The sequence below is a fragment of the Chengkuizengella sediminis genome (assembly GCF_010078385.1).
Classification (GTDB): Bacteria; Bacillota; Bacilli; order Paenibacillales; family KCTC-33759; genus Chengkuizengella; species Chengkuizengella sediminis.
This window is the reverse complement of record NZ_SIJC01000009.1, coordinates 1-13,704: the sequence shown is the minus strand read 5'-3', so window position 1 is coordinate 13,704 and position 13,704 is coordinate 1. Positions and strand designations below refer to the sequence as shown.

14 protein-coding genes and 1 pseudogene are annotated in these 13,704 nt (G+C 32.5%); 10 read left to right on the top strand and 5 right to left on the bottom strand.

The genetic code is table 11. The features are described 5' to 3' along the window. Positions 1–300 precede the first annotated feature (300 nt). The 3 genes from EPK97_RS16285 to EPK97_RS16275 all read left to right on the top strand — a co-directional run bounded on the left by EPK97_RS16285 (position 301) and on the right by EPK97_RS16275 (position 1,534). Positions 301–633 carry a YtrH family sporulation protein gene (locus tag EPK97_RS16285; protein ID WP_160645056.1) on the top strand — a complete coding sequence of 111 codons (333 nt, stop codon included), beginning with the start codon at positions 301–303 and terminating at the stop codon, positions 631–633. Further along, the gene (locus tag EPK97_RS16280) at positions 630–1,130 is read left to right on the top strand and encodes a sporulation membrane protein YtrI (protein ID WP_162037691.1); all 501 of its coding nucleotides are present in this window, start codon (positions 630–632) and stop codon (positions 1,128–1,130) included. The genes EPK97_RS16285 and EPK97_RS16280 overlap by 4 nt, the downstream gene beginning before the upstream one ends. Positions 1,131–1,237: 107 nt before the next feature. Next, positions 1,238–1,534: a YtpI family protein gene (locus EPK97_RS16275; RefSeq protein WP_162037690.1), complete on the top strand. Its 297-nt coding sequence runs from the start codon at positions 1,238–1,240 to the stop codon at positions 1,532–1,534. Here the strand turns inward: EPK97_RS16275 and EPK97_RS16270 are convergent. From EPK97_RS16270 to EPK97_RS16255, 4 genes are all read right to left on the bottom strand, one after another. Then, a complete protein-coding gene (locus EPK97_RS16270; protein WP_162037689.1) occupies positions 1,521–2,858 on the bottom strand; it encodes a DRTGG domain-containing protein in 1,338 nt (445 codons plus the stop codon). The genes EPK97_RS16275 and EPK97_RS16270 overlap by 14 nt on opposite strands. A gap of 208 nt (positions 2,859–3,066) precedes the next feature. Further along, complete coding sequence (locus EPK97_RS16265; protein ID WP_162037688.1) at positions 3,067–3,339, bottom strand: hypothetical protein; 273 nt, start codon at positions 3,337–3,339, stop codon at positions 3,067–3,069. Positions 3,340–3,453: 114 nt separating this feature from the next. Beyond that, a complete protein-coding gene (locus EPK97_RS16260; protein WP_162037839.1) occupies positions 3,454–3,789 on the bottom strand; it encodes a YlbF/YmcA family competence regulator in 336 nt (111 codons plus the stop codon). Positions 3,790–3,821: 32 nt separating this feature from the next. Continuing rightward, entirely contained in the window at positions 3,822–4,991 is a 1,170-nt protein-coding gene (locus tag EPK97_RS16255; protein WP_162037687.1) for a DUF445 domain-containing protein, read from the bottom strand. A gap of 127 nt (positions 4,992–5,118) precedes the next feature. Here EPK97_RS16255 and EPK97_RS16250 point away from each other — a divergent pair, with 127 nt between their 5' ends. From EPK97_RS16250 to EPK97_RS16230, 5 genes are read left to right on the top strand one after another with little or no spacing between them, the layout of a single operon-like run. Further along, positions 5,119–6,489, top strand: coding sequence for a YheC/YheD family endospore coat-associated protein (locus tag EPK97_RS16250; protein WP_162037686.1), 1,371 nt, complete (start codon positions 5,119–5,121; stop codon positions 6,487–6,489). A gap of 9 nt (positions 6,490–6,498) precedes the next feature. Continuing rightward, positions 6,499–7,599 carry a YheC/YheD family endospore coat-associated protein gene (locus EPK97_RS16245; RefSeq protein ID WP_162037685.1) on the top strand — a complete coding sequence of 367 codons (1,101 nt, stop codon included), beginning with the start codon at positions 6,499–6,501 and terminating at the stop codon, positions 7,597–7,599. Between the two features lie 3 nt (positions 7,600–7,602). Further along, positions 7,603–8,979 carry a YheC/YheD family endospore coat-associated protein gene (locus tag EPK97_RS16240; protein WP_162037684.1) on the top strand — a complete coding sequence of 459 codons (1,377 nt, stop codon included), beginning with the start codon at positions 7,603–7,605 and terminating at the stop codon, positions 8,977–8,979. 2 nt (positions 8,980–8,981) lie between these two features. Then, positions 8,982–10,166 (top strand): YheC/YheD family endospore coat-associated protein, encoded by a 1,185-nt coding sequence (locus EPK97_RS16235; RefSeq protein ID WP_162037683.1) that lies wholly within the window; start codon positions 8,982–8,984, stop codon positions 10,164–10,166. Continuing rightward, positions 10,163–11,284 carry a YheC/YheD family endospore coat-associated protein gene (locus tag EPK97_RS16230; protein ID WP_162037682.1) on the top strand — a complete coding sequence of 374 codons (1,122 nt, stop codon included), beginning with the start codon at positions 10,163–10,165 and terminating at the stop codon, positions 11,282–11,284. The genes EPK97_RS16235 and EPK97_RS16230 overlap by 4 nt, the downstream gene beginning before the upstream one ends. Before the next feature lie 112 nt (positions 11,285–11,396). Here the strand turns inward: EPK97_RS16230 and EPK97_RS16225 are convergent, their stop codons facing one another. Beyond that, the gene (locus EPK97_RS16225) at positions 11,397–11,966 is read right to left on the bottom strand and encodes a superoxide dismutase family protein (RefSeq protein ID WP_162037681.1); all 570 of its coding nucleotides are present in this window, start codon (positions 11,964–11,966) and stop codon (positions 11,397–11,399) included. A 113-nt stretch (positions 11,967–12,079) separates the two neighbouring features. Between EPK97_RS16225 and EPK97_RS16220 the strand changes: the two genes are divergently transcribed. Continuing rightward, a complete protein-coding gene (locus EPK97_RS16220; protein ID WP_162037680.1) occupies positions 12,080–12,409 on the top strand; it encodes an ArsR/SmtB family transcription factor in 330 nt (109 codons plus the stop codon). Between the two features lie 451 nt (positions 12,410–12,860). Then, positions 12,861–13,704, top strand: a pseudogene (locus tag EPK97_RS16215) (hypothetical protein); the annotation flags it as partial.

Here is a 13,704-nt window from a genome sequence, read left to right as displayed (position 1 = left end):
ACAAACTTCTCAGTGCTGAAAACTGAACTTCTTGAACTTGCATTTTAATGCATCTCAAATCTAGTTGTTTATCTTCATTTTAACATAACAAAGCACCTTACATAAAACATATGTTCGAAAAAAGGCGAATAAATACCTTCATTAAAAAAAAATGTTTAACATTTCTTAAATCTCTTCAACCTATTTTAGCATAATTCATTTAACTCACCCCATACATTAATATAGGAGGGCTTGTATAACATCATCCAAAATTAAATGGAAAGTTGTGCTTTCCTTTATGAATAGAAAGGAAGTATCACAATGGGGAATTTATTAACTAAAATGATTACAGATTATATGATTGCTTTTGGCGTTGTGCTTGGTGCTAGTTTATTAGCAGGAATAGCTGCTACACTCACTTTACAGCCACCTTCATTTACGATGCAAGAAGTAGCAAAAAACGTGAAAATATGGGCAGTTGTTGTGGCCATAGGAGGAACGATTGATCCACTCCGTCTAATAGAAAGTAATGTCGTGGATGGCCATCTTTCACCTGCAATTAAACAAATATTACAAATTATCAGTGCCTTTATAGGTGCTCAATCAGGTACAACGCTCATGCTGTGGTTAAGTAATGGGGGAAATTCCTCTTGAGAGTTCCGTCGATCACAAGATTTTTAAAATATATGCAAGCCTTTGCTCTCATTGTATCAGGTATGATCATTGGGGCAGCTGCTTATATGATTATATACCAGCACAATATGCAAGAGATGTTTAAAATCAACGAAACGATCCGACAAGAAAATAAAGATTTATTGTCAAAAATTGAAGGGTTAGAGAAATATAAAAATTCAAACGCAGTGATTCATTCTATTATTATTAAAATTCAAGAAAATATAGAAAGAGAACCACTTGATGATCTTATAAAAAATGATATAAAAGATGAAGTAAGTGATGACTTAAAAGTATTAAAAGGGAAGCAAGTTTCGATCATCTATAAAGACCCCGATTATGTCAGACAGTTATATGGTCGAAAAACCTATCTTAATGTTCATAAAAAGGATTATGTTGTTGAAATACAGTATATGTTCATTGTTTACGGAGAGGTAACCTTTTGGATTACTGTTGAAGAGTTTAATCCAGAGTCTTAAAGAGAAAGCAAGTATATGTTTTGAATTGAGTTGTGCCTGCTTTTTTTGATACAATAGTTGTCATATAGTAATAAAAGTTCTTCAAAACAGAATATGGAGATGAACAAATGAATTTTCTCAATTACATACCTTACATTATTGTATTAGTATCAGCATGGCTTTCCTTTTATTTCAGTATGAGGGCAAGGCGTACAAAGGATGCCAAACAACAAGGACTGATGAGATCACGCATGAACATGAGTATAGGAGTAGTATTAATAACCATTGCTAGTATACAGTTATTTCTATTTGAGTTCACTTGGCCCCGCTTCATTGTGGGTATTCTATTCTTGTTGTTAGGTTTAGCTAATATATACGGTGGCATCCGCAATCATGTACACATTATGAAGTTTACGAATCAATAATTTGAGCAGTTAACATCGCTTTACAAATTAAATCCAATTCGTGAAATATCTGAACTTCCACTTTTGCAAACTTTCTACTGACTTCTATAATTCCAGGACATATTTTTATATGACTATCAATTTGCAAAGGTCTTACAAAATAAGTGGAGATATTATCTAATACATAATCTCCTTTTTTAACATCACTGATGGCCTGATAAGCTGATTTTGTCATTAAAGTGGTTAATACACCTTCAGATACGGTTCCTAGTTGACTTGTCATCTGAGGGGTAACCTCACCATGAAACTGTAAAACACCATCACCGTTACGTTCTTGCTCAAAACCTGACCATATGAGATTTTCAAATGTTTCTCCCATTTGAGGTTGTTTTTGAAGGTGCTGTAACGCATGTAAAACATCTTTCCTACTAATTACTCCAAGTAATTTTCGATGGTGATCTACAACTGGTAATAGTTCAATTCCTTCCCAAACCATCATATGAGCAGCAGAAGTGATAGAGGTTTGAAGATTTACGGTAATTGGATTCCTAGTCATATATTTATCTAAGGTTTGATTTCTTTGAGCACCAATCATATCTTTAGAAGTAATCATACCTATTACTCGATTCCATTCATCCACAATTGGAAATCTACTATGTCCAGATTTTTCAGCAATTTCTTGCATATCCTTTACTGTATGATTACTTTTCAAAACAAAAACATCCGATTTTTTTACATAAATCATATCTTCAACTAACATGATTTTCTTTTTGATTAATCGATCATAAATAGCTCGATTAATCATAGAAGCTACTGTAAAGGAATCATAACTAGATGAAATTAAAGGTAGTTCCATTTGATCTGCAAGTTTTTTCACATCACTTTTTGCATCAAATCCACCAGTTATTAAAACACCTGCACCATGCTCCAATGCAATTTTATGTACTTGATCTCGATTACCCACAATTAATAAACTATCTGGATCAACATACCTCATCATCGCTTCCAATTTCATGGCACCTATCACAAATTTATTCAAGGGCTTATCTAATCCTTTAGCGCCTCCGAGTACACTACCATCTACAATGCTTACAACATCAGCAAAGGTAAGTTGATCAATGTTCATTCGATTCTTTTTTTCTATCCTAATGGTACCTATCCGTTCTTTAGTACTTACTAAGCCCTGTATCTCTGCATCTTTAATGGCTCGATATGCCGTCCCTTCACTGACTTCTAAATCTTTTGCGATCTGTCTGACAGATATCTTTGCTCCTATTTCCAGACTCTCTATGTGTTCTAAAATTTGTTCATGTTTTGTTTTACTTGAATTCTCTATATTTTTCAATAATCATCACACCTCAGAATCAATTCATTTTTACTATGTATTTAACTAAAACGAAGCTTTACATATAGTATATATAAAAATCCCCAGTTGGTCATCTTTTCATAGTGGTGCAAAGCCTAAAAAATCTCTTATTCCATGTCACAGAATAAGAGACTTTCTTCAGATACTTCTCTTTTTGTTAAGCTTCCAAGAAAAACTTGCATATATATTATCTCATCATTTTTCGTTTATTCCCGTAAACCAACTGTTCTCTTTTCCAACGTTGATATTGTTTCACTCTTCTCAACTCTTTTTTCGTTTCCTCGTCAACACCCAGTACTTCATGCAAATGTGCAGCAATAATTAACAGTACCATCCCAATCCAAACTACTGCAAAAATCGTTGGTAAAGTCCAACCTTGACCTACCTCTAGTTTAGGAATCGCATAAATTAATAACCCTACTGCTAGACTCAAACTTAATATCGGTTTGATCCCTTTCAAGCGAACCAGCTCCTTAATATTCGTACAACCTATATTAAGATTTTATGAAAGAAAGGGATAATTAGACCCCGATATTGATTTAAATATTATTCTAACGAAAACGGAGCAGCTAGATTATGACCCTGATCCTTGTAACGGTTCATTAATAATCTTATGAACATCTTGAATGATCACACTTACTCGCTGTTCTGTTTCGAACAATTTAGATAGAAGTGGGTTTAGTTGTAGTACTTCATATAATTTTTGAATTTTTCCCATCTCTTCCTCAGATGGCTGTTCACCTATCATCATTTTTTGTTGTAATTCGTTCTGAATGTTTGTAAAATCTTGCAGCATCTTACTTGCTTCCTCATTTTTTTCAATTTCTGCTCTAACTTCATCTAACTGTTTTACTTCATCACTTTCTTTTAACGCTTTTGCTAATTCATGAGCTTTATCATAAATATTCATCTTCATTCATCTCTCCTCTAATTTAATATCGTCTAAGTATAAGATATGATCAATACAAATTGTACTAATCCAATCAATCCACCTAATACTGCACCTAACCATGTAATTGCTCTAAACTCTTTCCCAGAAACACTTAAAACAATTTCTTCTACTCGTTCCGTAGGAAATTTATTAACTTCTGACTGTACTAATTGTGGCAGTTCAATCGCTGAAACAATTTGTTCTACGTTTTTACTAAGTTGACCCAACAAAAAGTTTAACACAACCGGAATTTGTTTATTAATCGATTGTTTATTATTTTGTAAAATGGGCTGTAATGGTTTTTCCAATAGCCTATTCAACCATTCCTCCCACTTCAAAACCTCGCTGGTTTTTTCTCTTAACCAACTTAAATGATCTTCGCGATCTGAAAATTGATCCATCCACTCTGAAAGACCTTTTTTCTCCCAGTCACTAATTTTATGATAAAAAAACTGATATAATGTATTGTTTACCGTTGGTGAATCAAGTTGCTCTATTACAACTGCCTTTACCTTTGTTGTTATTTTTTGCCCATCCATAAAAAGTCCCGCTAATGTTCCCATCAGTCCACCTGCTTGTTCCATAAACTGACCCGTTAAATTTTGTAACATCCTATCTCCACGTTCCGTCTGTAGTTCCTTTCCAATTTCAAACAATATATAATCTGTAGCAGTTTGTGCCCACTTCTCCTTTTGCTGGTCATTCCAATTTGGAATCAAATCTACAAATGTCTTTGAAGACCAATTTTTCTCTACCCATAACCATTCAATTCCTTTATTCGTTAAAGAATAAGCCCATTCCGAACTTTTCCCCTTCCATTCTTCCACCTGCTCTTTGGTCCAGTATCGCAGAACTAAATCCTCTAAATTTACCTCCTGCTTTAACAAATCATCAAACCATTGATTACACTTTGATTCTACTTTTCTTTTAAACTCAGGACTGCTTACCATTTGACTTAAACCTTCTGAGGTCACAAGATAATCACCAACCACTCTACCAAGTGAGACGGCTATTTCATCTTTTCGTTTAGGAATCAACCCAGGAGTGAAGGGAATCTTTTTTTTGAACAGATAAAGTGCTTTTCGTGGATAAAATAACATCTTTATCGCTAAGTAATTTGTTAATCCACCAATACAAGCTCCAATAATAATACTTGCAAATAACATCACGAATGTATTCATAGTTATTCCCCCCATTTTTCTACAAATCAGCATAAACCTAACTACATTCAATCACCAAGGGTTTTATGTCCTCATATGATAACTTATATTCCTGCAACGAATCATTGGTGTCGGAAGGGGATTGATCATGATTGATAAAATTATCACAATTTATATACAAAAGAAAACTTCATTGTTTCATGACCAATATTTAATTTTGCTCAGTGAATCTATGATGAAAAAAGGAAAGATACCTGCAAACCAACCCATTAATCTAAAATTTGGCACAAAAAGTATATATGTAAAAGTCCTGCCATCAAAAAGAACTAATGCATTAATTATCAATGAACTTCTAGCTAAAAATTTAGGTCTGCATCATAAATCTAAATTAAGAGTCAGGTACAGTTCTTCGACACTTACCATAGGTCCTTTCATTGGTGTTTTACTTAGCCATCGCACAAAACAATCACCATCAAAACCATTTGGATCTAATACAGTTTTTTGTCAAGAACTTTCTGATGCTAGTAAACTTCAAGGTGCGTTTATTTGCTTTTTTACTCCAAACGATATTCACATGGATTCTAACAAAATATATGGATGGACTTATTACGGCGGTACTTGGAATAAAAAAAGTTTACCTATTCCAAATGCCATTTATAATCGTTTAAGCACTCGCAAACAAGAGAACAAATCAAGCGTACAACATTTTATGAAAGAAGTAAAATCCAAACATCATGCTCAAATATTTAATGAAAAATTTTTAGATAAAACAGAAGTTTATGATGCCTTATCTAAAAATATAAACCTGCAAAAATATTTACCTGAGTCTTATTCGTTAAAAAACTATTCCATGTTGAAAATGATGTGCAGCAAATATCATACAGTATTTTTGAAACCGTCACAAGGTAGCTTGGGAAGAGGCATCATCCGAGTCACAAGGCAATCTAATGGTGCTTATCGCTGCCACTTTACAAATGTAAATGGTTCACATTCAGAGAAGTTTAGTAACTTGAGAAAAGTATATGCAAAAATATCTGGAAAATTAAAAACGAAGAGATACCAAATTCAACAGGGGATCCCTTTAATAAAAGTGAACCAACGTCCTATAGATTTTCGTGCTTTAGTACAAAAAAATTTACATGGAGAATGGGAGATCACTTCCATTGTAGGACGTATTGCGAGCAATAATCACTTTGTCTCCAATTTAGCTCGAGGCGGTACATTAAGCTCTGTTAAAGAAGCCTTGATGAAATCTAATTTACCAAAACATGAAGTGAAAAATACGATCAGACGACTCCATTTATCTGCTTTAAAAATTGCAGAGGGATTAGAAGATCAGATTTCAAATCATTTTGCTGAACTAGGGGTTGATTTATCCATTGATGTGAATGGGAAAGTATGGATGATTGAAGTCAATTCAAAACCCTCCAAAAACGATAATACTTCACTGAACGAAAATAAGATTCGACCATCTGTAAAAAAAATCATTCAATATGCACGTTATTTGACTTTTGAATGAGGTGAAAAAATGAACTTTAACAATATGGGTATCATGGTCAGTGATTTGAATACAGCTCTATCCACAAGTGACCAAAACTTCTATAAACGTTTATGTATATTTGGTCTAAAACTAAAAATCATAGTTTTTATATTTGCACTCAATCAAATTAAATGGGAGCAAAATCAACTGACAGGAGTTATATATAAAAAGAAAACCAATCAGTGGATTCCAAAAACTTTCCCTATACCTACTCTGATTTATGATCGTTGTTTCATAAAAAGCCGAGAACAATTTTTACTATATCGTAAACAATTATCGATGCTTAAAAATATCAAAGAGGTCCAATTTTTAGGAAATCGATTAATGGATAAATGGAGTGTATATCATGTACTAAAATCAGATTCCCTTATAAAAAATGTTTTGCCAGAAACCGAACTATATAAAAACACCGGAACTTTAAATCAATGGTTGAAACATCAAAATCAATTCATTCTAAAACCCATTAGTGGAAGTCATGGAAAAGGGATTCTTCATATTAAAAAAAATAATCATTATATCATTCAAGGTCGTGATAAAAAAAATGTTCCGATTGATGTCACTTACGAAAACTACGCTTCTCTGGCTAATAGAATACAACAATTTATTCAAAATCGAAAATATATTATTCAACAATATTTACATTTAAAAACAAAATCAAATACTTCATTTGATATTAGAGCATTAGTTCAGAAAAACGGAAGTGGTCAATGGCAGTTTACTGGAATGGCTGTTAGGTGTGGCCAACCAGGCAGCCTAACATCCAATCTTCACGGTGGAGGATTTGTTAAAGAAGTCCGTCCTTTTCTTATCAATGAATTCGGAGAAACAAAAGCAGTGGACATCATGAACAGCATTCAAGAAATCGTAGAACAACTACCCACCGTACTAGAAGCTCACTCTGGACGTTTAAGTGAACTTGGGATTGATTTGGGTGTTGATTCATTAGCTAAAGTCTGGTTACTAGAAGCCAATTCAAAACCTGGTAGATCCATTTTCAATCACTTAAAAGATGAAAACCTAAAAAACACATCGATTCAGCTTCCAATATATTATGCTAACTATTTGCTTTACCGACAACTAGGAGGGTAATTAATGAGTGTGACGACGACAAGTATGATTCATTTTACAGATAAAAAAGATAACATTATTTATGTGTCTAATGCTTTAATGCATAGCTTAAGATTAGACAGAAAAAGACCCATAAAATTAAAGCTAGGTGAAAAAAAAGTAAATATTCATATTAAAAGAATAAAAAGGAGAGGGAAGCATTTATATATACCAAACTCCATTCGAAATGCTATTCATTTGCCAAGAAAAGGAAAGAGCTATATTATTCAAAATCAACAAGATGAGATACAGCTTGGACCATTAATAGGAATTTTATGTCATACTTCTAATCGTACGATTCAATTACCATTTGGAGATAGATCCTATGCTGCAAAACAATATTTAAAGATAGGTTCAAAACAAGCATTTTATTTTGCATTTTCACTTTCGGACGTCAATTGGAAGGATGAGACAGTCACAGCGTTTTTTATCGATTCCAATAATCGATGGAAAAAGAAAACTGTCCCTTTACCCGATGTAGTTTATAATCGATTAACTAGCCGAGTAGTGCAGAAATCACAATCTATGCAAACTTTAAGAGATCGTTTCAAAAAGCACGACATACCGATATTCAACTGGGATTTCTTTGATAAGTGGGACATATATCACCTTTTTCAAGGTACGATTGAAGGTCAGCGGCATGTTCCTGAAACCACTATCAACCCTTCTTCTCAAGAGATCAAAGACATGCTGGATAAACATCGATTTATATACCTAAAACCAACAAAAGGAAGTTTGGGCATTGGTATATTCAGAATCACTTACCATCCTAACAATGGGTATTTTGTCAGATTTAGAAAAAACAAAAAAAATCAATTGTTACGTTTTTCAAGTTTTTCAAGCCTAATGAAATTCTTTAAAAGAAAAAGCTTTAAAAATTACATTTTACAACAAGGTATCCGCTTAATTGAAATTGATAATCGTCCGATTGATTTTCGTTTTCATCTAAATAAAGATGGAAATAATGATTGGGCTGTTGCAGGAATCGCTGCAAAAAAAGCTGGTCGTGGAAGTGTCACTACTCATGTTAAATCGGGTGGGCAAGTCATGGAAACACTAGAAACACTCAAACAAGTATTTAATGACTCACGCAGCAATGAAATTTATGAAGAGGCAAAACGTGTAACCACTCGATTGGCAAATACGATTGAACGTAAACATCCACATTTAATAGGAGAGCTTGGATTTGATATTGGAATTGATAAAGATGGTAGAGTTTGGATGTTTGAAGCCAATTCTATCCCTGGTCGTTCTATTTTTAAACATCCTTCATTAAAAGCACGTAGTTCAAGTCAGCTTAAATATATTTTTGATTACTGTGTCTATTTAAGCAAGCATCGAAGTACAGGAAGGGAAGTTTAAAAATGAAAGAAACAAAAAGAAAAACCACCAAAAAGGTTAAAAGCAAAGTAGAAGCAGCACCTATCATCGGTATACTTACTTTAGCTAATAAAAAAAATGATTTCCTCGGAAATAAACAAAATTTTATTGATATTATTACCAATGGTCAACAATACAATCAAAATGTATATGTTGTAACGACAGCAGATTTAAGGATAAATCAACAACAAATATATGGCTATTATTATGATGCTACTTTTAATAAATGGAGAAGAAAAAAAATCCCTTTACCTAAAGTTTTATATAATCGAATCTCTTACCGCAAATACGAGGCTCTTCCAAAAACAAAACGTTTAATTTTAAGATGTTTAAAAAATCAAAACATCCATTTATTTAACCCATTTTTTTTTAACAAGTGGAGCTTATTTCAATGGCTAAAAAAATCTAATACAACAAAAAACTATATCCCTATTACACAAAGATTAAAAGGTTGGAAAGAAATGAATACCTTAATAAAACAATTTGACACGTTATATATAAAACCTATAAAAGGCAAAGCTGGTAGTGGCATTATGAGAGTTCGAAAAATGACAGGTGTGGAAGAACTGGGAGAACTTCCGTATGAATTAAAAATACAAAGGAAGAAGTCAATAGGCACCTATCAATTTAATACGATCCAATCCTTGCATAAAACAATCAAAAAAAATACAGGTCATGGAAAATATATTATTCAACAAGGTATTCAACTAGCAAAAAATTATGAAAATCCTTTTGATTTACGTGTGCTTATTCAAAAGAATGGAAGTGGATTGTGGAATATTACAGGTATTGGTGCTAGGGTCGCAGGTGCAAATAGCATCACAACACATGTGCCGAGAGGCGGGAAAATTGATGAGCCCAATATACTGTTAACTTCATATTTTGGAAAGGAAAAAGCAGATCAATTAATAGAAGATGTGAGAAATGTGACAATAAAAATTTGTCATCAAATTGAAAAGGCATCCGCATATCCATTAGGAGAAATGTCCATGGATCTAGGTATTGATGAAAAAGGGAAGATATGGTTTTTTGAGGCGAACTCAAGACCAATGAAGTTTGATGAACCTCATATTCGAAACCAATCTCTTACGAATATCATAAAATATAGTCAATTTTTAATGAACACTCAAAAAAGAACTTATAAAATAAAGAGGAGGGAGAAAAATTGACAACAAAACCCATTCTAGGTGTTATGGCTTTATATATAAATTCTAAAAAACAATTTGATGAAAGAAGTTATTTAAAAAAACTCATGATTCAAGGTGAAAAAATGGGGATGAAAATATTCCTTTTTTCACCAGAGAATGTAGATGAGAAAAACAAAAAAATTTATGCCTATTTTTTTAATAAAGCAAAATCAATGTGGGTTAGAAAATGGACCGATTTCCCAGATATTATTTTTGATAGATGCAGATATCAAGCCACATCTCGATTTAAACAACTTAAAAAATTTAGAGAGAAAAATCCCCATATTATATATTTAAATCGCCCTCTATCCAACAAATGGATTATACACGAAAAATTATCTGACAATAATGCTGTAAAAGAATTTTTACCTAACAGTACATTTATATCAAAACTTGATGATTTATTACAATTTCTAAAACATTCAAAGGTGACTTTTTTTAAACCGATAAATGGTACAGGAGGAACGGGTATTCTCAAAATAAAAAAAGTTGAAGATCATAAATATTTGATTCAAGGGAGAAAACATAATCGTAAAATCATTCCTAAACAACTTATAAATAAGTCTCAACTTCTTGGATTATGCAAAAATTTGAATGCAAAAAAACCATATATGGCACAACAAGGTATTGATATCAAATTAGATAATGGACGTGTGCATGATTATCGGTTATTAATTCAAAAAAACCATATAGGTGAATGGGTTGTTACTGGTTGCGCTGGAAGAATAGGAGCTAAAAGAAGTGTTACTTCCAATCTTCATGGCGGAGGTTCCGCTGTTCCTGCTGATCGCTTATTAAAATATTGGTTTAAGGAACATCAAATTAAATCCATCAAACAAAATATGGAACAATTGAGTTATGCAGTTGTAACAGAGTTAGAATCCCAAAACTATGAACTATGTGAACTTGCTTTAGATATTGCCGTTGATCGTTCAGGTAAAATATGGCTTCTGGAAGTAAACCCTAAACCTGCGAGAAAGGTATTTTTAAAAATTGGTGAGGAAAAAACTTACACTAAAGCAATTGTTAGACCGCTGGAATACGCACTTTGGTTATACAATAAAGGGAACTCACCGATTGGAGCCCTAAGAAGGCGATGACATTTCTCCTTTCAAATATGTAGTGGAATTTTTCTATTATACTTACTATGAAGCAGTGTACTGCTTCATTTTTTCTAAATCTCTAAAACAAAGCTGATACTAGGGATATCACCTAATCATTTATAACTCCACAACCAATTCTAGAGCCAGAATTCCCTGAAGGATCAGATATGTAATCATCCATGTGCTGGTGAATAACAATGGAAGAACCATCATGATCAAGTAGAGAATGTGCTCCCTCTCCTTTAAGGGTAACATTTCTCAATTCAACCTCAGTATTCACCTTACCATCTTGGTCAGCTATTATATTTTCCAAATCTCCCAAATGATAACCTAAAGGGTTTTCAAACCCATGTTGCTTTTCCGTTGGATTAAAATGCCCTCCAGCAGATTTAAAATCAGGTTTTTTACATTCACCAATTTCATGTACATGAAATCCATGCTGCCCGGGTGCTAAATCATGAAAGTTTAATTGTAATCGAACTCCGCCCCTATCCTCTATTAAATGTGCATTACCTATGTCCTCTCCCTCCTTATTGAAAAATTCAATAGTTAGAGTTTCAGTTTCATTTAAATTATTCACACTTAAAATTTTATATTCATAAATATACCAAATGGTAAAAATTATGATAATTAATATCCCAGTTAATACAAAAATACTCCTCTTGAATAATAAACTCATTTATGGATCACCTCATTAAAACACAGCATTTCCATATGCATCTATAGCCATACCTAAGTTCCCTTTCTATTTTTCACTTCATCAAGTATAATTGATTTAAGAGGTGAATCAACATGTTAAAAGAAATTCCTTTATTAGAAAATGAACTAGACAAGTCTTTTGAAAATTATGAGAAAAAATTTAAAGCCTTAGCAGACAAAAAAAGACTTCAAATTATGAATATTCTTACGAAACAAGGTTCAACTTGCGTGTGCGATTTGGTTCCAATCATTGGGATGCCGCAATCAAAATTATCTTATCATTTAAAAATTCTATTAGATGCAGACATTATTATAAAAGAAACAAAAGGAACTTGGAGTTACTATAAAATCAACATGAAAGAAGTAAATCATATTTTGTCAGAAGAATTATGCTGTATATTAAAACCTGAAAATTCTCAATAATATCTATATTATTAAAATAAACTGAAGTTTATGTACAAACATAACTTCAGTTTATTTGTATTTATTCCTCGTTATATGATTATCATTTCTTTGATACTATTTCCAGCTTCTTTTACATGCTTATTATGTCAAGTTTAGGTATGACATCAGCTGAAATTGACCATAATAATTAACAATCTACTCAAATAGAACCGAAAATTCTGTATCTATGATTTATTATGTATTTTCTGGTAAAAAATATCTTACAAATTTTGTAAAATATAAAATTTGTATTATAAAAATCGAAATGATAGCACTGTTCGTCAAAACAATATAAAAAAACAATTAATTTTTTTTATTTGTATATTATAAAACGACAGACTTTTATTCCTACGATCTTTTATACTAACTTAGACAAACCACTTCATAGGTTTTCAATTTTAGATTTGATGTAAAGGAGAGTTTATTTTTAATGTTAAAAAAAGCATTTATCTTTATACTAATAGTTTTCGTGACTATTCCAATCATTTCAATAGTTTCTAGTTATACAAAAGTAACACTCGATAATCAATCTTCTTTCACAATTACTAAATCAAGTGATAGTTTAATTGCAGTACCCAGCTCAATAAATAAAAAGATAAAGATTGATCCAGATGATGAAGAAAATACCAACTATGAATTCGATGTTGAAATCAAAAATAATACAGAGAAGAGTATTTTTTTAAACGTTGATTATAGTGATAGTGATTTAGAAGTAGAATTGGACGAAATAGAAATAGTTGAGGGAGATAATGAAAATATAGTAATTTCTGTTACATTTAAAGACCTTGTTCAACATGGTCAAGAACTTTCGATAGAGCTCCCTTTTAAGGCTGAATGGTCTGATGGTAAAGCTACTATTATATCAGATGTAATTTTAACCATTGATAAACCAGAAAAAATGGAAGAAGTGGATGAAATACAAGAAAATGACGGTTGTGAAGATGACAAACACGATGGGAAACATGATGATATACACGGTGAAAAGGAAGAAGAAAATCACGATGGCAAACACGAGTGCATACACGAAGGCAAGGACAATGAGGGCGACAACGGCAAAGGTCATAATGATGATAACGAGAGTGACAACAACGATGACAATGGCAACAATGAGAATAACGAGAGCGACAACAGCGATAATAAAGGCAACGATAAAAATAACGAGAGCGACAACAGCGATAATAAAGGCAACGATAAAAATAACGAGAGCGACAACAGCGATAATAAAGGCAACGATAAAAATAACGAGAGCGACAACAGCGATAATAAAGGCAACG

What these genes read in the sequence shown, in the direction of transcription:
- EPK97_RS16285 (WP_160645056.1), top strand. Translation starts at nt 301, where the DNA reads ATGGGGAATTTATTAACTAAAATGATTACAGATTATATGATTGCTTTT.
- EPK97_RS16275 (WP_162037690.1), top strand. Translation starts at nt 1,238, where the DNA reads ATGAATTTTCTCAATTACATACCTTACATTATTGTATTAGTATCAGCA.
- EPK97_RS16260 (WP_162037839.1), bottom strand. Translation starts at nt 3,789, where the DNA reads ATGAATATTTATGATAAAGCTCATGAATTAGCAAAAGCGTTAAAAGAA.
- EPK97_RS16255 (WP_162037687.1), bottom strand. Translation starts at nt 4,991, where the DNA reads ATGAATACATTCGTGATGTTATTTGCAAGTATTATTATTGGAGCTTGT.
- EPK97_RS16250 (WP_162037686.1), top strand. Translation starts at nt 5,119, where the DNA reads ATGATTGATAAAATTATCACAATTTATATACAAAAGAAAACTTCATTG.
- EPK97_RS16245 (WP_162037685.1), top strand. Translation starts at nt 6,499, where the DNA reads ATGAACTTTAACAATATGGGTATCATGGTCAGTGATTTGAATACAGCT.
- EPK97_RS16240 (WP_162037684.1), top strand. Translation starts at nt 7,603, where the DNA reads ATGAGTGTGACGACGACAAGTATGATTCATTTTACAGATAAAAAAGAT.
- EPK97_RS16235 (WP_162037683.1), top strand. Translation starts at nt 8,982, where the DNA reads ATGAAAGAAACAAAAAGAAAAACCACCAAAAAGGTTAAAAGCAAAGTA.
- EPK97_RS16225 (WP_162037681.1), bottom strand. Translation starts at nt 11,966, where the DNA reads ATGAGTTTATTATTCAAGAGGAGTATTTTTGTATTAACTGGGATATTA.
- EPK97_RS16220 (WP_162037680.1), top strand. Translation starts at nt 12,080, where the DNA reads ATGTTAAAAGAAATTCCTTTATTAGAAAATGAACTAGACAAGTCTTTT.